18 protein-coding genes are annotated in these 22531 nt (G+C 70.3%); 8 read left to right on the plus strand and 10 right to left on the minus strand.

The features are described from left to right. Positions 1 to 62 precede the first annotated feature (62 nt). A complete protein-coding gene (locus tag AQI88_RS37255) occupies positions 63 to 1340 on the plus strand; it encodes an ArsB/NhaD family transporter (protein WP_067008703.1) in 1278 nt (425 codons plus the stop codon). On the opposite strand, the gene AQI88_RS37260 is transcribed toward AQI88_RS37255, so the two are convergent. The 3 genes from AQI88_RS37260 to AQI88_RS37270 are packed head-to-tail and all read right to left on the minus strand — an operon-like array spanning position 1291 to position 3830. After that, the gene (locus tag AQI88_RS37260; RefSeq protein ID WP_067008706.1) at positions 1291 to 2184 is read right to left on the minus strand and encodes an inositol monophosphatase family protein; all 894 of its coding nucleotides are present in this window, start codon (positions 2182 to 2184) and stop codon (positions 1291 to 1293) included. The genes AQI88_RS37255 and AQI88_RS37260 overlap by 50 nt on opposite strands. Continuing rightward, positions 2168 to 2839 carry a hypothetical protein gene (locus AQI88_RS37265; protein WP_067008709.1) on the minus strand — a complete coding sequence of 224 codons (672 nt, stop codon included), beginning with the start codon at positions 2837 to 2839 and terminating at the stop codon, positions 2168 to 2170. Before AQI88_RS37265 ends, AQI88_RS37260 begins: the two co-directional genes overlap by 17 nt. 28 nt (positions 2840 to 2867) lie before the next feature. Next, on the minus strand, positions 2868 to 3830 hold the full coding sequence (locus tag AQI88_RS37270; RefSeq protein WP_244184500.1) for a hypothetical protein: 963 nt from the start codon (positions 3828 to 3830) through the stop codon (positions 2868 to 2870). Positions 3831 to 4010: 180 nt separating this feature from the next. Between AQI88_RS37270 and AQI88_RS37275 the strand changes: the two genes are divergently transcribed. From AQI88_RS37275 to AQI88_RS37280, 3 genes are all read left to right on the plus strand, one after another. Further along, positions 4011 to 5027, plus strand: coding sequence for an effector-associated domain 2-containing protein (locus tag AQI88_RS37275; RefSeq protein WP_159050485.1), 1017 nt, complete (start codon positions 4011 to 4013; stop codon positions 5025 to 5027). Between the two features lie 102 nt (positions 5028 to 5129). Further along, positions 5130 to 5327, plus strand: a complete 198-nt coding sequence (locus AQI88_RS46265) for a hypothetical protein (RefSeq protein WP_159050486.1) — start codon at positions 5130 to 5132, stop codon at positions 5325 to 5327. A gap of 39 nt (positions 5328 to 5366) precedes the next feature. Next, on the plus strand, positions 5367 to 7235 hold the full coding sequence (locus tag AQI88_RS37280) for an HEXXH motif domain-containing protein (RefSeq protein ID WP_159050487.1): 1869 nt from the start codon (positions 5367 to 5369) through the stop codon (positions 7233 to 7235). Between the two features lie 52 nt (positions 7236 to 7287). Here AQI88_RS37280 and fxsT read toward each other — a convergent pair whose 3' ends face one another. The 7 genes from fxsT to AQI88_RS37315 form a co-directional block, all read right to left on the minus strand. Then, entirely contained in the window at positions 7288 to 11061 is a 3774-nt protein-coding gene (gene fxsT, locus AQI88_RS37285; protein WP_067008717.1) for an FxSxx-COOH system tetratricopeptide repeat protein, read from the minus strand. 325 nt (positions 11062 to 11386) lie between these two features. Further along, the gene (locus tag AQI88_RS37290) at positions 11387 to 12898 is read right to left on the minus strand and encodes a VMAP-C domain-containing protein (RefSeq protein ID WP_159050489.1); all 1512 of its coding nucleotides are present in this window, start codon (positions 12896 to 12898) and stop codon (positions 11387 to 11389) included. 79 nt (positions 12899 to 12977) lie between these two features. Beyond that, a complete protein-coding gene (locus tag AQI88_RS37295) occupies positions 12978 to 13286 on the minus strand; it encodes a trypco2 family protein (RefSeq protein WP_067008723.1) in 309 nt (102 codons plus the stop codon). Between the two features lie 622 nt (positions 13287 to 13908). Further along, a complete protein-coding gene (locus tag AQI88_RS37300; protein ID WP_067008725.1) occupies positions 13909 to 14172 on the minus strand; it encodes a hypothetical protein in 264 nt (87 codons plus the stop codon). Positions 14173 to 14228: 56 nt separating this feature from the next. Continuing rightward, positions 14229 to 14984: a hypothetical protein gene (locus AQI88_RS37305; RefSeq protein WP_067008728.1), complete on the minus strand. Its 756-nt coding sequence runs from the start codon at positions 14982 to 14984 to the stop codon at positions 14229 to 14231. Between the two features lie 242 nt (positions 14985 to 15226). Further along, positions 15227 to 16372: a polyamine ABC transporter substrate-binding protein gene (locus AQI88_RS37310; protein WP_067008730.1), complete on the minus strand. Its 1146-nt coding sequence runs from the start codon at positions 16370 to 16372 to the stop codon at positions 15227 to 15229. A gap of 235 nt (positions 16373 to 16607) precedes the next feature. Next, positions 16608 to 18047, minus strand: a complete 1440-nt coding sequence (locus tag AQI88_RS37315) for a gamma-aminobutyraldehyde dehydrogenase (RefSeq protein WP_067008733.1) — start codon at positions 18045 to 18047, stop codon at positions 16608 to 16610. A gap of 178 nt (positions 18048 to 18225) precedes the next feature. Between AQI88_RS37315 and AQI88_RS37320 the strand changes: the two genes are divergently transcribed. The 4 genes from AQI88_RS37320 to AQI88_RS37335 all read left to right on the plus strand — a co-directional run bounded on the left by AQI88_RS37320 (position 18226) and on the right by AQI88_RS37335 (position 22516). Further along, positions 18226 to 18744 (plus strand): Lrp/AsnC family transcriptional regulator, encoded by a 519-nt coding sequence (locus tag AQI88_RS37320; protein ID WP_067008737.1) that lies wholly within the window; start codon positions 18226 to 18228, stop codon positions 18742 to 18744. Beyond that, positions 18729 to 20111: an aspartate aminotransferase family protein gene (locus AQI88_RS37325; RefSeq protein WP_079058051.1), complete on the plus strand. Its 1383-nt coding sequence runs from the start codon at positions 18729 to 18731 to the stop codon at positions 20109 to 20111. The genes AQI88_RS37320 and AQI88_RS37325 overlap by 16 nt, the downstream gene beginning before the upstream one ends. Before the next feature lie 255 nt (positions 20112 to 20366). Next, complete coding sequence (locus AQI88_RS37330) at positions 20367 to 21110, plus strand: ABC transporter ATP-binding protein (protein ID WP_067008743.1); 744 nt, start codon at positions 20367 to 20369, stop codon at positions 21108 to 21110. Next, positions 21092 to 22516 (plus strand): hypothetical protein, encoded by a 1425-nt coding sequence (locus AQI88_RS37335; protein WP_067008746.1) that lies wholly within the window; start codon positions 21092 to 21094, stop codon positions 22514 to 22516. The genes AQI88_RS37330 and AQI88_RS37335 overlap by 19 nt, the downstream gene beginning before the upstream one ends. The last annotated feature ends 15 nt before the right edge of the window (positions 22517 to 22531 follow it).

Here is a 22531-nt window from a genome sequence, read left to right on the forward strand (position 1 = left end):
GTTTCCAGGCGTTCGACAGCGCTCCCGTTACAGCAGCGCACAGATGTGCGAGGCTTCCAGCCGTGCGTGTCTTTCTCCGTCTGCATGTCCTCGACCGGGTGGCGATCGGCCTGTTGGCGACCGGGCTGCTGTGCGTGGCCACGGGGTTGCTGCCCACCGGGCCGGCGTCCGACGCGATGACCCGCATCGCACCGCTGCTGGCGTTCCTGGGTACGGTCATCGTGCTGGCCGAACTGACCAGCAGGGCCGAGGTGTTCGACGTACTGGCGGCACGCGTGGCCCGGGCCGGACGGGGCAGCTATCCCCTTCTCTTCCTGCTCTGCGTCGCTTTCGCCTCCCTCACCACCATCGCCCTGAACCTGGACACCACAGCCGTCCTCCTGACCCCGGTGATGCTGGCGCTCGCCTCCCGGGTGGGCATCGCTCCGGTGCCGCTGGCGATGACCACGGTCTGGCTGGCCAACACGGCGAGCCTGCTCCTGCCGGTCTCCAACCTCACGAACCTGCTGGCCGCGAACCGGGTGGCGCTGTCACCGCTGGGCCTGGCGGGACGGATGTGGGCACCGCAGCTGGCCGCCGTCGCGGTGACGATGGCTTGTTTGTGGCTGTTCTTCTGGCGGCGGGGCAAGCGGGGCGCTTCGCGTACGAGCAGGCCGGACCTGGTGGCCGTACCGGCATCCGGGCCCGGCGCGGCCCGCGCCGACGACGTGCGCGCGGACGCCGCTGACCGATATCAGCCGCCCGGGGTGCACCGCCCCGCCGACCCGGTGCTCTTCCGTGCCTGCGCGTTCGCCTGCGGTGGTTTCCTGCTGGCCATCCTGGTGGCCGACGTACCGCTGTGGATGGCCTCCGCGACGGCAGCGGCGGTGGCCGTGGCGGCGTTCGCGGTCCGCCACCGGTCGGTGCTGCGGCTGTCCCTCGTCCCCTGGCGGCTGCTCGTGATGGTGCCGGGGATGTTCCTGGTGGTCGAGACGGTCAACGCGCACGGCCTGCACGACCTGCTGGCGGCAGCGGTCGGCCACGACGGCGGCACGCTCGGCCTGTTCCGGGCGGCAGCGGTCGGCGGCGGCCTGTCGAACGTCCTCAACAACCTCCCCGTCTACCTGGCCGGGGAGGCTGCCGTCCCGGCCGCCAACCACGACCAGCTCCTCGCCCTGCTGGTCGGCACCAACGCGGGGCCGGTGGTGACGCCGTGGGCTTCCCTGGCAACGCTGCTCTGGTACGAGCGGTGCCATGCGTACGGGGTCCGCGTGCCGGTGGCGCGCCTCATGGGCACGGGCGCCGTACTGGCTACGACGGCGGTGGTGACGTCGGTGACTGTGCTGGCGCTGACCCGCTAGCGGCGACGAGGTCGAGCAGGTACGGCAGCACGTCCGGCCGCCCCGCCACGAACGAGCGCCCCGTGTCCGGCCCGCGGAAGCCGCCGCCGAACTCGGCGCCGTCCAGGTGCCGTACGGCCATACCGGCCTCGCGGGCGAGCAGCGCACCGGCGGGCAGGTCGATGGCCTCGGCGCGGTAGCCGACGAAGCCGTCGATGTCGCCGCGGGCGAGCATGGCCCAGGCGACCAGGGGCGCCCACAGCTGGAGCAGGCGCCGGGAGCGGAGTTCCAGGGTGTGTCTCAGTGTGCAGGCCGCGGGGTCGTCGCGGCGCACGGCGTGGCCCTGGGTCCAGGCGAGCAGCGGTCCGGCCGGGGGGAGCGGCCGGCCGTGGGCGGGAGTGGCGAGCCGTCCGTCCGGTCCGTGCGCCCCGCCGCCCCGCCGGGCGGACCAGGTGCGGCCGGTCGTCGGGTCGTGGACGACGCCCACCACCGGGGCGTCGTCCACGCACAGGGCGATGCCGACGACGTAGACGGGCAGGCCGATGACCACGTTGTTGCTGCCGTCGAGCGGATCGACCAGCCAGGTGCGGCGGCCGCCGTCACCCTCGCCGTCGAGCTCGCCGGACTCCTCGGCGAGGATGCGGTCGCGCGGGAAGCAGCTGCGGATGCGGCCGACGACAAGCTGTTCGGCCTGGACGTCCAAGTCGGTGACGACATCGCCGAGTTCGCCCTTGGGGCGGGCGGCGAAGCCGTCCGGGTAGCGGGACCGCAGAAGATCCCCGGCCTCCACGGCGGCGGCCACCGCCGTACGGTGCTCGGGGGCGAAGCCGGGCTGCGGGGGCGAGGCGTCAGGGTTCGGGCTCATGGATCCTCCTGAGGGCGGCCCGAGCGATCCGGGCGGTCTCGGTCGCGTCGCAGGTCCGGCGGACCATGCGGTGGCCCGGGGCCGACAGCGGGCCCAGGGACAGGTCCACCCGGCCGGGCAGGGTCCGCCCCAGTACCAGGGTGGCCGTCGGGCGCCCGTCCGGCACCCTGGTGGTATGGAATTCACCCGCCGGAAGGGCGTAGATCTGGCCTCGGGCGCTGGTCTGTTCCGCGCCGGGCAGACAGCGCACGAGCCGCTCGGTCGGCCGGAGTTCGTCGACGCCCGAGGCTTCGCTGAGCACCTCGAACACGCGGTGGGTGGCTTGCCCGGCCGTGTCGTCGTCCACGTTCATGCGCCGGTTGCCGAGCCGGCCGTACAAGACGGTGCTTGTCAAGTCCCAGCTGTGGCAGTGCACTTGAGCCACCGCCGCCTGGGCGGGCTCGGATCCGAAGACCCCGAACACCCCGAAGACATGCACGCAGACCCCGTCGTCGCCGTCGCGCAGGATCGGCAGGCAGGCGAACCCCAGAGGGTGGCGCACCGCGCGCAGGTCGCGGCGGCCCGAGACGATCCGGTCCAGTTCGGATGCGGCGTGCCGCATCAGCTCGGCGCTGGCTTGCCGCCGGGCGGCCCGTTCCAGGGCCGGGTAGTCCATCGTGTCCCCCTTGGCCGGAACACGGCGCTCACCTGCGGTAGGGGTTCTCCGCGCGCAGCGCCTTGTCGATGATGTCGCCCACGTCACGGTCGGTGAAGCTCGACGGCAGTGGCAGGCCGAGCCGGTCGAGCAGACGTCTCACCTCGTCCACGGTCGGTTCGTCACCCAGCGGGAGGGCCTCCCGCAGGTCGAGCTTGACCGCCTGTTCCCTGTTCTGGTGCAGCTCGGTGACGTAGTAGTCGTACAGCGGCCGGTCCCGCTCGACGTACAGGCTGACCCGGCGCGGGTCGTCCTGGGTGATGATCAGGCAGGTGTCCGAGAGGTCGAAGCGCAGCGCCGGTGCCACCGAGGACAGATGGACGTCGATCTCCAGGGTGTCCAGCCGCTGCCGGTGCCAGGCGGCGGCGACCACGGTGGCGTACGACTCCTTGCGGGTGCGCTCGGTGGTCCACTCGGCGAAGTCGAGGGCGTGGTCCTGGCCGAAGGTGCGCCGGAACCGCGCGTAGGCGGCGCACGCCTGGTCGTCGGCCGGGTTGACGATGTCGATCTTCATGCTGAGGGAGCGGCGCTGCCGCTGCGCCTCCAGGACGCACTCCGGCAGGGTGACGGCGCGCAGGTAGGTACCGGTGCCGCCCTTGAACACCCAGCGGGTGGTGTTCCGCCGGGCCCGTTCGTGCGCCAGCGCCACCTCCGGCCCGGTCAGGGTCCGCACCATCGCCAGGTCCTCGACGGCCCGGCTGGTCTCCTCGGTCGCCTTGTGGATGTCGGCGACCCGGCGTCTGCGCTCGGTCAGCGAGCCGAAGACCAGGGCGGCGAGGACCAGCAGGGTGGCGCCGGAGACGATGTTGGGGTCCATGTTCTGGTTGAGGACGTCCATGATCCCGACCACCAGGGCGACCCCGATGGCGACGACCCCGTCCGCGTTCCTGACCGCCCAGGCGATCGAGTCCTCCAGCCGGTGCCCGGCCCCCTGCGGTGTCCTGCGCGTCACGTCCACCCTCCCCCGACGGTGGCTTCCATCGTAGGAGGAAGAGCACTCCGGCAGCCATGGGGCAATCGGCCTTCCCGGCAGGCGCATTTACCCGGCCACGCCGTGGGGTAGATGCCTCGTGTGAGTGAACGGCAGCGGGGGACTGCGGGGTTGGAGATATCCCGGGTCGCAGAGGTGATCGTGAGTCGCCCCCTGGGCGCGCCGGGCCGCCGTGGCTCCGGTTACCGCGTGGGCGAGCGGTACGTCCTGACCGCCGCTCATGTGGTCGAGCCGCCCCTGACCACGCTTGTGGTCCGCTTCGAGGCCGACCAGCCCGGCGAGTGGGTCGCCGGCGCCCAGGTGGTCCTTCACTCCGCCCGCGCCGACCTTGCCCTGCTGGAGATGACCGACTGCCCCGCCGGGACCCCGCCCGTCCACCACACGCCCCGTTACGCGGTCCTCCCGGAGACGGACGTCACCCTGCCTGTCACCGCCGTCGGCTTCCCCCGCTTCAAGCTGCGCGAGGACTCCGCCGAGGGCGCACTGAGCCGGTACCGCGACTCCTGCCACGTCGAGGGCACGGTGTCCGTCCTCTCCAACCGGCGGGAGGGAACCCTGGAGGTGGCCGTCCCGCCTCCGGCCGATGAGGCGGGACCGGAGCGCTCGCCCTGGGAGGGCATGTCCGGCGCCGCTCTCTGGTCCGACGGCGCGGTCATCGGTCTGATCACCGCCCACCACCGCTCCGACGGCCTCGGACGGCTCGCGGCGGTGCGGGTACAGCGCTGGTACGACGTGCTGGTCCCTGCCGAGCTGGAGCTGCTCCAGGCCTGCGCGGGCCTCCCCGCGCGGCCGGGACCGGTCCGCTCCCCCGACGGCACGGCCGTGCCGTCACCGCGCTCCCCCAGCCTCGCCTCGCTGCCGCACACCTTGACGATGAGCGAACTCAAGGACCTGGTGGATGCGTTGACGGCTCTGCCGGCGCTGCGCCGGCAGAACGGCCTCGACACGGTCCTGGAAGGCGTCGACCCCCGGGTGGCCGCTCACCGGCCCCGCGACGACCGGCTGCGGTACGAGGTGTACGGAGTGCTGCGCACCTGCCTGCGCTATCCCGGCACGCTCGACAGGTTCATGGAAGTGCTGCGGGATTGGGAGGAGGACTCGGAGGAACTGCGCAAAGTCGACCGCGTGGCGGCCGAACTTGCGGTGCGGCACAGCTGACTCGTACGGCAACTGGCCGGTACGCAGGGTTTCGACCCACCCCCGCCTGGGCCATCATTAGGTGAGGAATGACGGCTCAAACGATCGTGCAGGGGAGGGGACTTGGCAGCCGTGGAGCGGTCGACGCCGGCCTTTGAATCCGGACTCATGGACCTCTCAGGAGTGTCACTTCAGGCGCTGCGTTCTCTGGACGGCCCCACCTTGTCCGAGTCGCTCGAGCGGTTGCTGGAGGATGTCGACGATCCCCATGCCATCACGGTGGCCGGCGTCAATACGCCGTACGGAGTCACTGAGAAGTAGGGCAGTAACCGTGGTGCGGGGAGAATGCCGGTGCGCTCTGTGAGCAGCACACCTGACGATCGATCCGCTTGTCACAGTATCTCGGCCGTCGGCCTTGACGGGCTCCTTCGCGGGGACGGCGACGGTGCCGTCGTAGACGAGCTGCTCGGTGCGGAACGCAGCCGTCGACTGCTGCTTCTGCGGGCCCTCTTCGACTGCAGCATCGGTGTCGCCTCCGGTTCCGGGGACTTCCCGGTGTCCCTCCACGACGCCTGGGAGACGCTTGAGCGTGCACAGGTCAAGGCACCCGGAGTGGTCGAGGAAGTCCTGATGGCTCCGGGGACCGGAACATGGGTGTCCTCCGCTCTCCGGCGCCTGCGGGGCACGCTGCACAGTGACATCCCGCTCTGGGCGACGCTGGGGCACTTGGCCTCTCTGGCCGCCGCCGCGGCCGCCGCAGCCCGCATCGAGTTCACTCTGAGGGTCCCGGCATGCAAGGGGACAGTGTTCCTTCCCGGACTGGGATGCGCGGTTCTTCCGGCGCAGGAGGACTGGACGACCGCGCGCGTCGCCGGGGACCAGTGGAGCGTGCGGATCACCGGTGGCGGCGGCGAGGTCGTCGTAGGACCCGACTGGGAGCGACAGGCACCGGGCTGGCGGCCCACACGCCGGCTGACGCTGGGACAGGGCGCCGCCGCCGGGTCCGTGGCCCTTGAGGAGCACGACCCCTATCGCACCTTCTCCGGGCCCACCGCCCCACACGTCCTCTCGGAGTCCGAGGCGCGGTCCTGGCAGTGCTCACTTGCCGAGGCATGGCACATACTGCTGCGCGACGCACCGGCCCATGCGGACGCGATGCGGCGAGGCCTGATGTCCATGACGCCCATGCCCAGAGGGGAAAGGTTTCGGCCATACAGCAGCTCCTCCGCAGAGGCCTTCGGAGGGATCAACGCCTCGCTGCCCGACGAGGATTCCGAGCTGGCCGCGACCCTGGTGCACGAATTCCAGCACGTCAAACTCGGCGCGCTGATGCACTTGTCGCCGCTGGTGCGACGGGCCGAGAAGACGCATGAACGGCCGGAGTTGTTCCATGCGCCGTGGCGGGACGACCCAAGGCCACTGGAGGGCGTTTTACAGGGGATCTACGCCTTCCTGGGAGTGACCCGGTTCTGGCGCGCCAACCGCCGTGCCGCCGACGCGGCGCACGCGCCGTCGGCGCACTTCGAGTTCGCTCTGTGGAGGGAGGCGGTGTGGTCGACGCTCAGCAGCGTCCGGGGCCATGAACGGCTGACGCCCTTGGGGCACCGGCTCCTGGAATCGCTGGTGCAGAGCTGTGCCGGATGGCTCGGCGACGACGTTCCCGACGCGGAGTTGCGGCTCGCCCGTGAAGCGGCGGCCGGTCATCGTGCCCGATGGCGCGAGCACCATCTGCGGCCGTCGCCGGACCTGGTGGACGAGGCGGTGCGTGCGTGGCGGCGGGGAGAGTCCTGTCCCCCGTTGGCTCACACCGCGTCGTCCGTGGTACCGGACAGCGATGCCCACTTCCTCGACACGGCGGCGGTCCTGGCCAGACATCGCCTCACCGACCCGGACGGCTCCTGGCGGGATCCCGTCGCCACCGGCGACCGGGTGCGCGGAGCCGGCCCGGTCGACATCCTCCTGGCCCGTGGGGAGCGGTCGGCTGCCCGACGGGAGTTAGCGGATCAGCTGCTGTACGGGGATCCCCCGGTGGGCTCGTGGGCAGCGCTGGGCCGGGCCTTGGCCGACCGTCCCGAACACCGGGCCGCGAGCCGGTTCCTGACGCGGTCACCGGAGTGGGCCCGCGCCCTACGGGAGACTCTGCACGAGGAGCACGGACAGCGGCCCGATCCGCTGGCACTGGCCGCATGGCTGGGTGTCGCCACGAGCCGGCCGGGGCCCTTCGACTGAGGGACTGCCCGAACGTCACCGCGCAGCCCCTTCGGCCTCTTGACGCCTGGTTTCACAACGGCATGGGGTCGATGTCGCAGTTCAGGCGTGTGCCGTTCACGAAGGCCACGGTCGCCGGGTGGGGTGTGGCCTCCTCCTGACCGCCGCTCTGGGTGTCCAGTACGCGGCGCATGCGCTCCTCGGTGTCGAGCCGCAGCACCGCGGCCTCGCTCTCGAGCCCCACGGACGTCAGATCCAACGACAGGTTCGCGGCGCAGGCCAGGGTGGTCGGGTGGTCGGGGCCGAAGGTCTCCTGGCACCGGGTCAGCGTGTCGCGCCCCTTGGCCTTCGCCGCCTCGTGCTCCCCGAGCGCCGCCAGGTCACTGGCCAGGTTCACGGCGGCCACCAGGGTGAAGGGGTGGTCGGCTCCGAGGGCGTCGGACAGCGCGACGAGTGCCGCGTCGTCCAGACGGCGGGCCTCCTCCGGCTTGCCGAGCAGCCGCTCGGACACCGCAAGACCGACGTCGGCGGACAGCGCGTACGGGTGCTGTGGGTGGAAGACCTTGCGATATCCGGCGCAGGCCTGGGCCCCGCGCGCCCGTGCCGCCTCGAGGTCGCCGTTCTGGCGCAGGGCGGTGGCGAGGGGAAGGGCTGTGGCCAGGGACTGGGGGTGGGTGTCTCCGTAGCGCCGGGTGAAGGCTTCGTGGGCCTTGATGGCCAGTTCCAGCGCGCGGGGGTGCAGGCCGGCCTTTCGGCATGCGATGCCCAGTTCACGCTCGGTGCCGATGGTGGCCGGATTGTCGTTCCCGAAGACGTCCCGGGAAGCCTCCAACGCGGCTTCCTGGAGCGGGAGCGCACCGACGTAGTCCCCGGACTCGCGTACGTCGATGGCGATCGAGTTCTCCGTGATGAGACTGCGCTGGTCATCGCGTCCGAACACGCGCAGCTTCAGATGCCAGGTCTTCCTGTCGAGTTCCAGGGCTTCCCGGATGGCTCCGGTGAGGCGGAGACTGACGCCCAGGTTGTGGGCCATGTTCAAGCTGGCCGGGTCGTCGTCGCCGAAGGCCCGGTGCGCCCGCTCGTAGACGATCCTGTCCAGTTCGGCACCGTCGAGGAAGCGGCCTTGGAAGCGGCGTACGGCAGCTTCCATCTGGACTGCGTTCAGCGCCTCCTCGTTGTCCGGCGTGGAGACGCGCTCGTGGACACCCCTGATGCGCTCCGCCAGGGTGGAGGCGTCGTTGTACCGGCCGACCATCAGGTAGACGAAAACCAGCCACCGGCCCATGACGAGCGTCTGTGCATCCTCCTCGCCGAAGATGTCCACCCAGGCGTTCCAGGCCGTGTCCGAGAAGTCCAGGCAGACTTCGTGATCTCCCCAGTAGTACAGGTACTTGGCGATGTTCATCACCAGCTGGCGCACCCAGGGCTGGTCGGAGGTGATGGCGCCAGAGGCGATGACGTGCGTGTACAGCTCCGCGTAGCGAGGCCAGCTCTCCGGGTCGGTGGGTGTCCTCGGATCGGCGGACGCCATCAGGGCGTGGGCGCCTTCGCGCATGCGGTTCTGCTCCTCTGGGCTCATTCGGTTGATCAGGACATGCTGGACCAACCGGTGCATCTCGATGGAGTTCGTGCGGTGATCGATACGGGCGAGGGAGTAGCGATTGATCTCCCGTATCGCGCGCGCGAGCTTCATCGGATCGTTCAGAGCCGCATCCAGCTCGGAAAACGTGGTGTTGTATCCCGGGCCGGAGAGGATTTGCCTGGAGATCGGGTCGGGGGCGAAGTACGAGCACAGCTGCAGAAGCCGCAGCGCGCCGGGGCTGCGCGTCTCCAGGTGGTCGAGGGAGACGTTCCATGCCGCGGCCACCGGCAGTTGGTAGTCCGGCGGCGGAGCCGTCTCGAGGAGTTCGTTCTGCTTGCTCTCGAAGAGCCGTAGGTACTCGGATGCGGGCATACCGGTCTCCGCCCGCCAAGCGGCTGCCTGCACCAGGGCCAGCGGCAGGTCGCCCAGCGCCTCGGCCAGCGCCTCGGCCTCCTCGTCCGCGAGCTCGGGTCCTGAGCCGCGCAGCAGTTGCTTGCTCTCCTCGCGGGTGAACACGTCCACTTCGAGGGAGCCGCCCACGAGCCCCCAGCGGCGGTTCCGGGACGTGACCAGAATCGTGCCCGTGCCGCCGGTCGGAAAGTACGGGCGCACCTGTTCGGGGCTGTCCGCGTTGTCGAAGATCAGCAGCCACCTGGAGTACGGGCGTCCCTCGCGCAGGGCCTCCCGGACCGCCGGGCCGGCGATGTTCGCCTCGGACGTGGTCACCAGCCCCAGCCGCTTGGCCAGCTCCACCAGCGACTGGCCGACCTGGCCGGGTCGCTCCGAGGGGATCCACCACACGATGTCGTACTCCGACTGGTGCCGGTAGGCGTACTCGATCGCCAGCTGCGTCTTGCCGACGCCGCCCATGCCGTGGATCGCCTCGGGCAGAACCGTCGTCGTGCCCTCCCGCAGCCGTTGTCCGAGCAGGTCGAGGAGCTCACTGCGGCCCGTGAAGTTCTGGTTGCGCGGCGGCAGGTTCCCCCAGACGCGTGGCTGTACGGCGCGCTCTCCCTCCACAGTGCGCTGGGGCGTGGTGGACATCGGCGGGGCTCCTTCGGTGGATCCTGAAGCGGTGGACGGGGCTATGGCGGCTCCGGCAGGCGGGACCTTGGCAAGCGAGACTGCATACCGCTGATCGTGCCATTTCAGCGCATGTCGCAACAATCGGGCGCGCTGAAGGTGTGACCCGGACAATGCATCCAGCGCCGTCAGCTCGATACGGAGAAACGGGGCGCTCTTCTGGGTCACCCGCGGCTGTGACGCCTTGCTCAACGGTTCTGCGGGGGGCGGCAGGAGCGACGCGGTCGACGGATCCGAGGCCAGCACCTCGCGGACGTCGCGCAACGTGCGGAGGGTGGCGCTGCGGCGGCCCAGCGCGAGCAGTTGCTCGCGGGCCTCGGGGAGGAAGTCGTAGACGACCGCCCCCGGGGCATCGAGGTGAACACCGGTCGGCTGGACCAGGCCGCTCATGAAGAACTCGGAAGCGTGCACCGGCCCGGCGCCGGGAGTCGACCGGATCAGCCGGCGGACGATCGGCAGACTGAGCGGTGCCGCGGCCAGGCGAGTGCCCAGCCGGAAGGCCGTGGGGGAGGCCGCTGCGCGGAAATCGAAAACACGGTCGGCGGCGGACAGTGGCCCATCGGAATCGTCGAACTCGGTCGCCCACGGGAAGCTCCGGGCCGCGTCCGGCCGTCCCTTCCACGCGTTGGCCAGCGTCGCGGGCAGATCCAGCTCGTGCGGCTCGGTCCCGTCCAGCATGCCGGACAGGGCACGCGCGCCGTGATGCGTGAGAGAGAGGACGGGTACCGCGACCGGGGGGACTTCGTCGTCCGCGTCTGTGACTGGTTGTGCCGGGTCGACCTGCGCGCCCCCCGGCGCGGCAGGGACCTCTCGCTCATGCCAGTCCCAGTCGGCGTTGGCGGCCCAGGGGCTGAGTGCCCCGACCCGCACGTGCAGCACGCCGAGGCCGGTGCGGAACCAAAGGTGGGGCGGCAGCGGGTTGATCACGGCGACCGGCTGGGACTGCCCCCAGCGCCTCAAGAGGGGCTGCACCGCACCCAGATGCCAGCCGACCGCCAGGCCGTCCGTGACCACGAGGATCACGCGGCGCGTTCCGTCCGGCGGCATGTCCAGACCGGGCTCGGTGCGGACGGAGGCCGGGAGCATCTCGTCCGTGCCGAGCAGAGCCACGTCGTGCACCGCGGCGAAACTCCCGGCGAGGGCTCGGGAGAGGCCGTCGATCGCCTCGTCCCACACGCGCATGGTCACGTGGGAGTCGACGACGAGGAAGGCTTCCCTGGGTAATGCCTCGCCCCCGAAACGCCAGTCGCTCCACAGGTGCGTCAGGTCAGCTCCGGACCCTGACCGGTCACGCCGAGCGTTGTCACTGGCCATGGTCACTCTCAAGGCATCGCTTTGGTCGCGGAAACAGGGACGGAAAGCCTCCGGTTCCACTTCTGGTTCCTGTTGCGACCACCCCGTAGGAGGGCCAGCCTACCCACAGTCCGGGCGGGTGGCCGTGCTCTCCGGTCGACGCACTTGACATCACAGAGGCCCTCCCTTCTGTCCCCCGTCTGCGGTCAACGTCTCACCTGGCGCTATGCGGATCGCTGCCCGAGCCCGAGGGGCCGGGCAGGCGTTCCGGATCGTCAAGAAGCAGGGCCAGATGGCGGCCCACATGTCTGTGCCAGTCGTCAGGTCCCAGCGCCAGCGCGTCATTGCGCCATCGGCGGATGCGTTCCAGAACCCCGGCCAGGCCGCGTTCCTGGACTATGTCCGCGGCCGCCTCGCGGAAGGCAGCACCGAAGTCCCCCCGGTCCCAGAGGATGGCCGGGATGCCGGCACGCAGGGCCGCGACGAATTCCTGGCGGGCGGCGGGCGAGTCGGTGCCCGGTGGTTCGCTCAGCACAAGGCAGACGATCTGCTGGTCGTCCTTGAGCTCCCTCTCGAGCTGGAACGCGGACTGGTTCGGCGGGCTCCAGTGCGAGCGGCTCTCCGCGGGCCTGTCCTTCAGCTGCCGCCAGCGGTTGTTCCACGGCCGGTGCCAGGCCACCCTGCGCAACCGTTCGAAGCTTCGGACAACGACGGTGTAGTCCATGACCAGAGGGGTGGGTACCTCCGCGTCGCTCTCCTTGTGCCACCACTCCACGGACTCTCCCAGAAGTGCCCAAGGAAGGATGAACTCGATCACGACGGGCTGACGCAGATCCCACCAGCGTTCCTCGGCCTGTTCGATGAGGCGGTCCACAGCCGCCGGAAGTTCGTCCCGGTGCAGCTTGAGTGTCTCGCCGGGGATGGGGTGCCAGCCGTCGGAGTCGGACTGCCGCCAGTGGGCCACCCAGAAGCTGTCGGGGTCCACACCGTCCGGTTCGAACTGGATCAGAAGGTACGCCGGATGTAACGAGGCTTCGCCGGGAGAGACGAACTCACCCTGCTGCCAGATGGCCATCTCCTCGGCCAGTCCCCGGAGTTGGGCCTGCTTACGGTTCCAGCGGCGTAGGTGCTCCGCCTCCTCGGTGCGGCCCTCTTTCACCAGATACTCGGAGACGAGGGAGAGGAAAGCCATGGACGGGGGCAGTTCCTCCGCCGCCGTGTTGTCCCCGGCCAGGTGCAGGAAGACCTCCCAGCCCGTGTCGCACCACTCCTCCAGCTCCTGGGTGCGTGAGTGGCTGGCCCGGCGGGCGAGGGCGGTGAGGAGTGCGGTGGAACGGATCTCCCGGAGGACGGGCCGAAGAGGATGCAGATCCGTGTCCTTGAAGAAGGCGGCGGCCTCCCACTCGTCCACCAGACGCCACAGCGCGAGCACGCTCACCGACGCCTGTTCCGCGTAGCCCAGGCAGCGGGCCAGGGTCTGGAGTCCCTCGTCGGTCTCCGCGCACGCCTTGACCACCCGCCGCGACCACAGGCCGAGCGGTTGGTCCTGGGGTGGGTCCACGGACAGCCGCAGTTCTGCGGACAGGTCCTGCACCAGCATGTCCGCGCCGGTCTGCCGCCGCACTGTCTCCGTCGCCGCGAGCACACCGGCCATCTCGGCCATGAGCTCGTTGCGAACGCGTGCGGCGCTGCGCCCCTCCACCTCGTGACCCCCTCCGGCCGTCATCGAGTTCGTCCGCAGTCCGGTCCGGACAGCGTACGACTAGCCTTCCCGCTGCGTCATCGGCGCGAACAAGGCGTAATCCTCAACGTTCCCCGTCCGCCTCGTCGTCCGCGACCAGAACGCGGTGGTGCGTGCCGTCGGGTGCCACCAGGGTGGGCTGGAACGTGAGCGTGATGCGATGGGTCCGGGAGTTGGTGACGGACGCCTCGCCGTTGGCCTCGATGACCCAGAAATTCACCTTGCCACCGGCACCGCCGGTGCGGTCGACCGCAACGGCCGCCTCGACCTCGACCGACCCCAGCTCGAAGCGGACCGGCCCGGGTCCCGTCTCGGCCATCGCATGGTTGAGCTGTTCCCTCAACTCACGCACCATCGCGGCTAGTTCGATCAACAGTCCTCCCCCGGCTGCATCACAGGGTTGTGATGGTACCGAGGAATGGGGGTGCGGCGGGCCAGTCTTGACCTGCCCTGTGGCCAGGATCGCCGGTTGGCACCGGACAGGGCTTGCGACCTGCGCCGACGCCAACGGCCGCCTCAGCGAGGTCCGTCTCTTCTCCGGCGCACTGCCGCCGGCGGGCGCCGCGGAGTCCTCCAGCAGCTCCGCCCCCGTGAACCGTGTGGCGAACGACTGCCACGCCCCGTCAACGACGAGGAGGAATCCGTCGCCCTCCCGAAGGAGCCGACGGCGCCTGGGGCTTCTGGGGTGGATTGCTAGTTGGCACCAGGCAACGTTCGTGACCTGCGCTGATGCCAAGTAGCTTCAGCAGCCGGAGGCGCGGTATCAGAGAGAGGGTTGGCACTTTGGTACAGCGCAGGTCGCAGGGCGCGTCGCCGCAGCTGGTCATCCACTGTATCCACCAGCCGCAGTCACGGTGGTGTCCCCTGATGCTCTCGACGCGCTGGGTCCCACGGCGGACGGCCCGTCATCCACGTGCGCGTACCCTCACCGGATCCGGGCGGCGTCGTGCCGCCCGTTGTCCGCGTCGTTGCCATGGGCGGGGCAGGCCGGTGGTTCACGGCTTCTGCCCGGTCGGCCGGTCGGCGTAGTCCTCGATCAGGTTGCTGATGAGCGCAAGCAGGGCGTCGGCTCGGTGCCGGTCTTCGTGCTGGTTGTGCAGGGCCTCGTCGAGCGCCCGGAGACGGGCCAGGGTGGCCGGATTCCGGTTCCTCACCTCGTAGAGCAGCGGGGTCGTGATCAGGTCCAGGCATTCGGTGAGCAGCCGACGGGTGGCGGGAGAGGGCGGGTTGGGATCGGGGGCGGCGGACTTCGTGGTCAAGCACGAGTCTCATCGCTCGTCACCGTACGAACCGTCCACCGTCGGCCGGTTCACCATCACGTTGCGTAGTCCTCCACGTAAGTGGCGATCAGGTTGAGCAGGGCGTCAGCCCGGTGCCGGTCCTCGTGCTGGGCGCGCAGGGCCTCGTCGGCGGCCCGCAGGCGGGTCAGGGCGGCCGGTTCGCCGTCCACCACGTCGTCGACCAGCGGCGAGGTGACCAGGTCCAGGCATTCGGTGAGCAGGCGGCAGGTGGCGGGCGAGGGCGGGTCGGGGTCAGGGGCAGCGAACCCAGGGGTCAAGTACCGGGCCGGGTCGGTCAGGCTCCAGCCGACGACTGCGCCCTGCTGGACGAGGAGCGCCACGTCGGGGGCGATTCCGATGCGGGCCTCCAGCGGCTCGTCGAGGACGTCGAGGTCGCGCAGACAGGTCAGCATGGCATCACCGGGGGCGCGGCACAGCACCGTGCACATCTCATGCCGGAAGTTGCTGACCTCGTCCGCGCGGAGCCCGCCCGGGCGTACTGCGGGCCTGACGGGAAGGCGGGCCGAGTCCTCGGCGGAGGCCGACTCTTCCGGCATCTGAAATTCAGCCCCGACCAGCTGTCGGCCGCTCGGGTCGAAGCGGAAGACGTCAGGGTCGTCCCACAGCCAGTCCTGGCTGCCGAACGTTTCCGTGAGGAACTTCTCTCGTTCCACCCTGTCCACATAGGGGGAAACGATCACGAAAGTACCCAGGAGCCGGGGAACGAGGTCGAGCGGTTCGTCCGTCACAGTCGCGCACCAGCAGCCGTCGAACTTCAGTTTCGTCGTCATCGCTGCCTCATCTGATCCGTACTGCCGGAGGCTGGAAGCCGCCGCCCTTGGCGGGAATCGTGAATGTCCCGGCCGTGCCCGCACCATGCAGGCGACGGTAAACGGACCACACAACCTTGCTGTCCTGCGAAGCCCACGCGGCTTGCTTGAGCCGGATGCGGGGACAGCCTGCACGTCCGGTTCTGAGGGGGCCGGAGATCAGCAATGGTCTCCGGCTGCCCGACCACAGGAACAAGCCCCCCCTACAACCCCACGATCCTGTTCCACCGCTTCGCGAACTCCACCCGCTCCGACGACGTGATGTCCCGGGCGATCGCGAGCCGCCCCCGCATGGTGGTGTCGGGGAAGATCAGCGGGTTGTCGGCCAGGGCGGCCGTGTCCTTGTCCTTGGAGGCGGCCAGGATCTCCTTGGCCGCCGGGACCGGGCAGACGTAGTTGACCCAGGCGGCGAGGTTCGCGGCGACCTCGGGGTCGTAGTAGTAGTCGATCAGGCGCTCGGCGTTGGTCTTGTGGCGGGCCCGGTTGGGGATCATCAGGGAGTCCGACCACAGCTCGGCGCCCTCCTCGGGGACGACGAAGCGGATGTCGGGGTTGTCGGCCTGGAGCTGGATGACGTCGCCGGAGTAGGCCTGGCAGGCGAGCACGTCCCCGCTGACCAGGTCCTTGGTGTAGTCGTTGCCGGTGAAGCGGCGGATCTGGCCCCGGTGGACCTCCCGCTCCACCTGGTCGCAGACCTGGTGGAAGTCGTCCGCCGTCCACTTGGTGATGTCCACTCCGTTGCCCTGCATCAGCAGCGCGAACGACTCGTCGAGACCCGACAGCAGCGTCACCCGGCCCTTGAGGTCGCTCGCCCACAGGTCCCGGACATGGCGTATCTCGCGGCCCAGTTTGCGGCGGTTGTACGCGATCCCGGTGATGCCCGACTGCCACGGCACCGTGAACCTGCGGCCCGGGTCGAAGGCCGGTGAGCGCAGGAGCGGGTCCAGGTACTTCGCCACGTCGGGCTGGTGGGCGCGGTCCATCCGCTGCACCCAGCCCAGGCGGACGAACCGTGCGCACATCCAGTCGCTGATGACGATCAGATCGCGGCCGGTGGACTGGTGGTTCATCAGCGCGGGACTGATCTTGCCGAAGAACTCGTCGTTGTCGTTGATCTCCTCGGCGTAGTCGACGGAGATGCCGGTGCGCTTCTCGAAGGCGTCCAGCGTGGGCCGCTTGTTGGGGTCGTTGTCATCGGTGTCGATGTACAGCGGCCAGTTCGCCCACGTCAGCTTCCGGTCCGCGGCGGACTCGTCGGGCACGGCACGGTCGCCGGGCCTGACGTAGGCGGCGGGCACCCCGCAGCCGGCGAGGGCACCGAGCGCGGCGGTGCCGCCGAGCGCGCGCATCAGGGAACGGCGGGAGACGGGACGCGGAAGCGGGGTTGTCTGGGGCACCACGGCAGCATGCCGTGACGCCCCGCGCGCGGACAATCGACGCTGCGTCGAGCCCGCCGAGTGGGACCCGACACCTTGTCGATCAGCGCCCGTACAAGAGGGTCGATCAGCGGCCGTACCAGACAACAGCGCGGCCCCGGACGGGGAGGTGTCCCGTCCGGGGCCGCACACGCCGGCTCTGAGACTCCTACGAGTTCAGCGACGTCATCACGTGCTTGATCCGCGTGTAGTCCTCGAACCCGTACGCCGACAGGTCCTTGCCGTAGCCGGACTTCTTGAAGCCGCCGTGGGGCATCTCGGCGACCAGCGGGATGTGGGTGTTGATCCACACGCAGCCGAAGTCGAGCTTCTTGGACATGCGCATCGCGCGGCCGTGGTCCTTGGTCCACACCGAGGAGGCGAGGGCGTACTCGACGCCGTTGGCCCACTCGACGGCCTGGTCCTCGTCCGTGAAGGACTGGACGGTGATGACCGGGCCGAAGACCTCGTTCTGGATGATCTCGTCGTCCTGCTTCAACCCCGACACCACGGTCGGGGCGTAGAAGTAGCCCTTCTCGCCGACCTGGTGGCCGCCCGCCTCGACCTTGGCGTGGGCGGGCAGGCGCTCGATGAAGCCGGAGACCTGCTTGAGCTGGTTGGGGTTGTTCAGGGGGCCGAAGAGGACGTCCTCGTCGTCCGGCTGGCCGGTCTTGGTCTCGGCGGCCGCCTTCGCGAGCGCCGCCACGAACTCGTCGTGGATGGAGTCCTGGACGAGGACGCGGGTCGCGGCCGTACAGTCCTGGCCGGCGTTGAAGAAGCCCGCCACCGAGATGTCCTCGACGGCCTTGGCGATGTCGGTGTCCTCGAAGACGACGACCGGCGCCTTGCCGCCCAGCTCCAGGTGGACCCGCTTGAGGTCCTTGGAGGCCGACTCGGCGACGGACATGCCGGCGCGTACGGAGCCGGTGATGGAGGCCATCGCCGGGGTGTCGTGCTCGACCATCGCGCGGCCGGTGTCACGGTCGCCGCAGATGACGTTGAAGACGCCCTTGGGCAGGATCGAGCCGATGATGTCGGCGATCAGGACGGTCGAGGCGGGGGTGGTGTCCGAGGGCTTCAGGACGACCGTGTTGCCCGCGGCGATGGCCGGGGCGAACTTCCACACGGCCATCATCATCGGGTAGTTCCAGGGGGCGACCTGCGCGCAGACGCCGACCGGCTCGCGGCGGATGATCGAGGTCATCCCGTCCATGTACTCGCCGGCCGAGCGGCCCTCCAGCAGCCGGGCCGCGCCCGCGAAGAAGCGGATCTGGTCGACCATCGGCGGGATCTCCTCGGAGCGGGTCAGCCCGGTCGGCTTGCCCGTGTTCTCCACCTCGGCCGCGATCAGGTCCTCGGCACGCTCCTCGAACGCGTCCGCGATCTTCAGGAGGTACTTCTGCCGCTCGGACGGGGTCGTGTCGCGCCAGGCCGGGAAGGCCGCGGCGGCGGCCGCCATCGCGGCGTCCACGTCCGCCTGCCCGGACAGCGGAGCGGTGGCGTACGCCTCGCCCGTCGCGGGGTTGACCACCTCGGTGGTCCGTCCGTCGGCGGCGTCCCGGAACTCACCGTCGATGTAGTTGCGCAGACGACGCAGCTCGGTGCTCACTGCCGGCCTCCTGGTCTGGTTCAAGGGTTCAAGCTGTCCAATCACTGAGACACCCACCCTAGTCGCCGGACCCACGTTTTCAACACCCCCACCGCCACCACATCTGCGAAATCCGCAAGTCTCGGAGTCGTAAACAACGAATTTCATCGATACGGCCTTGCGAAACTGTCGAGACGTCGTGCACAGTGAGGTCGTGGCCAGTCGAAGCGCAGACCAAAGGGACTCCTCCCGCGAGTCCAGGAACGGCACCCCCCAGCTGGATGCCGTCTCCCTCGCCATCATCCAGCAGCTCCAGGAGGACGGCCGCCGGCCGTACGCCGCGATCGGCAAGGCCGTCGGCCTGTCCGAAGCGGCCGTGCGCCAGCGCGTCCAGAAGCTGCTGGACCAGGGCGTGATGCAGATCGTCGCCGTCACGGACCCGCTCACCGTGGGCTTCCGCCGACAGGCGATGGTCGGGATCAACGTCGAGGGCGATGTCGAGTCCATCGCGGAAGCGCTGACCGCCATGTCGGAAGTCGAGTACGTGGTGATGACCGCGGGCTCGTTCGACATCCTCGCCGAGATCGTCTGCGAGGACGACGACCACCTGCTGGACGTCATCAACAAACGCATCCGGGCGCTGCCCGGCGTGCGCTCCACCGAGAGCTTCGTCTATCTGAAGCTCAAGAAGCAGACCTACATGTGGGGAACCCGATAACCGTGAGCCAGAAGGACCTCAGCCGTACCGCGTACGACCACCTGTGGATGCACTTCACCCGCATGTCCTCGTACGAGAACTCCCCCGTCCCGACCATCGTCCGGGGCGAGGGCACCTACATCTACGACGACAAGGGCAAGCGCTACCTCGACGGTCTCGCGGGGCTGTTCGTGGTCCAGGCCGGTCACGGCCGCACGGAACTCGCCGAGACCGCCTTCAAGCAGGCCCAGGAGCTCGCCTTCTTCCCGGTGTGGTCCTACGCCCACCCCAAGGCCGTCGAGCTGGCCGAGCGCCTGGCCGACTACGCCCCGGGCGACCTGAACAAGGTCTTCTTCACCACGGGCGGCGGCGAGGCCGTCGAGACCGCCTGGAAGCTTGCCAAGCAGTACTTCAAGCTCAAGGGCAAGCCGACCAAGTACAAGGTCATCTCCCGTGCGGTCGCCTACCACGGCACCCCGCAGGGAGCCCTGTCCATCACCGGCCTGCCGGGCCTGAAGGCCCCCTTCGAGCCGCTGGTGCCGGGTGCGCACAAGGTGCCGAACACCAACATCTACCGCGCCCCGCTCTTCGGTGACGACCCGGAGGCCTTCGGCCGCTGGGCCGCCGACCAGATCGAGCAGCAGATCCTCTTCGAGGGCCCGGACACCGTCGCCGCGGTCTTCCTGGAGCCCGTGCAGAACGCCGGCGGCTGCTTCCCGCCCCCGCCCGGCTACTTCCAGCGGGTGCGCGAGATCTGCGACAAGTACGACGTGCTGCTCGTGTCGGACGAGGTCATCTGTGCCTTCGGCCGCCTGGGCACGATGTTCGCCTGCGACAAGTTCGGCTACGTCCCGGACATGATCACCTGCGCCAAGGGCATGACCTCGGGCTACTCCCCGATCGGCGCCTGCATCATCTCCGACAAGCTCGCCGAGCCGTTCTACAAGGGCGACAACACCTTCCTGCACGGCTACACCTTCGGCGGTCACCCCGTGTCGGCCGCGGTGGGCCTGGCGAACCTGGACCTGTTCGAGCGCGAGAACCTCAACCAGCACGTGCTGGACAACGAGGGCGCCTTCCTCTCGACCCTCCAGAAGCTGCACGACCTGCCGATCGTCGGCGACGTCCGCGGCAACGGCTTCTTCTACGGCATCGAGCTGGTGAAGGACAAGAACACCAAGGAATCCTTCAACGAGGAGGAGACCGAGCGCGTCCTGTACGGCTACCTCTCCAAGGCGCTGTTCGAGAACGGCCTGTACTGCCGTGCCGATGACCGCGGTGACCCGGTCATCCAGCTCGCCCCGCCGCTGATCTCCAACCAGGAGACCTTCGACGAGATCGAGCAGATCCTGCGCGCGACGCTGACGGAGGCCTGGACGAAGCTCTGAGCCTCGTGCCTCTGATCAGCTGATCAACACCGGCCCCGGTGCCGTCCGTTCGAGTGAGAACGGCGGCCCGGGGCCGTGTGCTGTCCTGGCTCCCCGCCCCGGCTGCCTAGCGTTCCAGTGACCGATCGGCCCAGCCTTCGTTCCCCCGGAAGGCCCTGTCGTCACATTCCCGTCGCGGGGCAGGCGGGAATGTGACGACAGGGCCTACAGGTGGATCAAGTACGGGGAAACGGATCAGAACCGAGGTGTACGCCCATGGAGGCCCCGCCGGACAACGACGTGCTCTGGGCACGTGCGCTGCACTTCAGGCACCAGGACGGCTCGCCCGGTCTCACCGGGGTCTCGCTCGGCGTGCGCGAGGGCGAGATCCTCGCCGTCAGCGGCCCGCGCGGCAGCGGCAAGACCACGCTGCTGCGGTGTCTGTCCGGGCAGGTCACGCCGGAGCGCGGCGAGGTCTGGTTCAACAGTGCACCGGTGCACACGATGGGGCCGGTCGCCCGTGAGCAGCTCCGAAGGGACAGGTTCGGCTGGATCGACCCGGCCCCCGCGCTCGTCCCGGAGCTGAACGGCTGGGAGAACGCCGCCCTCCCCCTGATGCTGCGCGGCACCAGCCGCAGCCGGGCCAAGGCGGCCGCCCTGGAGTGGCTGGAGCGCCTCGACGTCGGCGACCAGGCCCGCAGGCGCCCGCACGAGCTGCTGCAGGCCGAACGCCAGCGCGTCGCCATCGCCCGTGCGCTCGCCTCCGGGCCCACGGTCCTCTTCGCGGACGAGCCGTCGGCCCCGCTGCACCGCGCGGACCGCACGCCGGTGCTGCGCACCCTGACCACGGCGGCCCGCTCGCACGGCATCACCGTCGTCCTGGCCACGCACGACTCCGAGACCGCGCCCCTCGTCGACCGCACGGTCTGCCTGCTGGACGGGCGGTGCGTGAAGACCGTGCACCTGCCCGACACCCCGGAGGCGGAAGGCCGGGCCGCCGCGTGCTCGCTCTACGTCTGACCCACGCGGCCCGGCCCGCCGTCCAGCTGCGCCGCCTCCTGGTGGCGGCGGCCTCGGCCGGCACCGGCTTCCTCCTCCTGTCCGCCCTCGGCTACGCGATGAGCCACCCCGAGACACCGGGCGCCGCCGCGCTGCGCCTGGCCTGGTGCGTGGTCCCGGTCGCCGCTGCGGTGCACCTCGCGCTCGCGGTGGCCCGCACGGACCCCGGCACCAGACCGCGCCCCGGCCTGTCGGCGGTCGGCCTCGGCCCGGCCCGTCTGATGGCGGTCTCGGCGCTGACCACGGCCCTGTCCTGCACCCTGGGCTCGCTGCTGGCGCTGCTGCTCTTCCTGCACCTGCGCGGCGACCTGACGGGCCTGCCCTTCTACGGCACGGCAGCCGACTTCCTGGCGGCGGACCAGTCTCTCCCCGTCCCGGCTGCGCTGACCCTGCTCACGCTGCTCCCGGCGATCGCGTCGGCGACGGTGGCCCTCGCCCTGCGCCCGAGAGACCCCCACCCGACCACCGGACGGCCCGCCCGCACCTTCGGCCGCTTCGGCGCGTACGGCCACTCGCCTCGGAAGGAGACGTTCGGGGCGTACGGGAGGTTCGGCGCGCGGCTCGGGATGCGGGGCAGCGGTACGGGGGGCCGTGGTTCCGGCACCGCGAGCGGGAAGGCCGACGACGGCGCGCAACCCGCCGGTGACGCTCCGGGCAGGCGTACCGCCGGCGCGGACGGCGGCGCTCCGGTCCTGAACGCCGTGACCGACCCCGAGCCCCCGGCCCCGGACACCGGCTGGGCCGCCGCCCTCCCCGGCAACCGGCCGAGCCGCGCGGCGGCCGGTCTGCCCTGGGGTGTCGCCACCCTCGCCGCGGGTCTCGCCGTGCAGGCCTACACGGGCGGTTCCGCTGCCGTGCCCGCCCTCGCCGACCTGCCCGTCGACGCGGTGGCCGTGCTGGTCGGCTGGATCATCATCGCCGTAGGGCTCGTGCTCGCCTCCCCCGGCCTGACCGACCTCTGCGGCCGGCTGCTCCAGGCCGGCCGGCCCGGAGCGCTCCGGCTCCTGGCCGGCCGGGTCCTCATGGCGGAGGCCACCCGGCTCGGCCGGCCCCTCGGCGTGCTCTGCGCGGTGGCGTCCGCCGGCTACGCGATGGCGGTCCTGTACGAGGGTCCCGCCCCCGCCTTCGGCCCCCTCACCACCCTGGGCGCGCTCCTGGTCACCGGATGCACGGTGGCGACCCTGCTGACGGCGGCCGTCGAGGCCCGCCAGAGCCGCGCCGACACCACCGCCGCCCTGCTGCGCCTCGGCGCTCCCGCCGCGATGCTGCGCAGTGCCGCGGCCCTGCGTGCGGCCGCCCTGCTCGCGCTGTTCGGCCCGTTCACCCTGGTGATCGCCGACCTGGCGGCGCTGCCGAGGGCCCACTGAGGCACCGTATGCACG

The organism is Streptomyces cellostaticus, from assembly GCF_001513965.1.
GTDB lineage: Bacteria > Actinomycetota > Actinomycetes > Streptomycetales > Streptomycetaceae > Streptomyces > Streptomyces cellostaticus.

Bases quoted from the DNA above. Each gene is read 5' to 3' on its own strand.
- AQI88_RS37260 (WP_067008706.1), bottom strand. From the start codon at position 2,184: ATGAGCCCGAACCCTGACGCCTCGCCCCCGCAGCCCGGCTTCGCCCCC.
- AQI88_RS37265 (WP_067008709.1), bottom strand. From the start codon at position 2,839: ATGGACTACCCGGCCCTGGAACGGGCCGCCCGGCGGCAAGCCAGCGCC.
- fxsT (WP_067008717.1), bottom strand. From the start codon at position 11,061: ATGCGCGTGTGGGACGAGGCGATCGACGGCCTCTCCCGAGCCCTCGCC.
- AQI88_RS37290 (WP_159050489.1), bottom strand. From the start codon at position 12,898: ATGACGGCCGGAGGGGGTCACGAGGTGGAGGGGCGCAGCGCCGCACGC.
- AQI88_RS37305 (WP_067008728.1), bottom strand. From the start codon at position 14,984: ATGACGACGAAACTGAAGTTCGACGGCTGCTGGTGCGCGACTGTGACG.
- AQI88_RS37310 (WP_067008730.1), bottom strand. From the start codon at position 16,372: ATGCGCGCGCTCGGCGGCACCGCCGCGCTCGGTGCCCTCGCCGGCTGC.
- AQI88_RS37330 (WP_067008743.1), top strand. From the start codon at position 20,367: ATGGAGGCCCCGCCGGACAACGACGTGCTCTGGGCACGTGCGCTGCAC.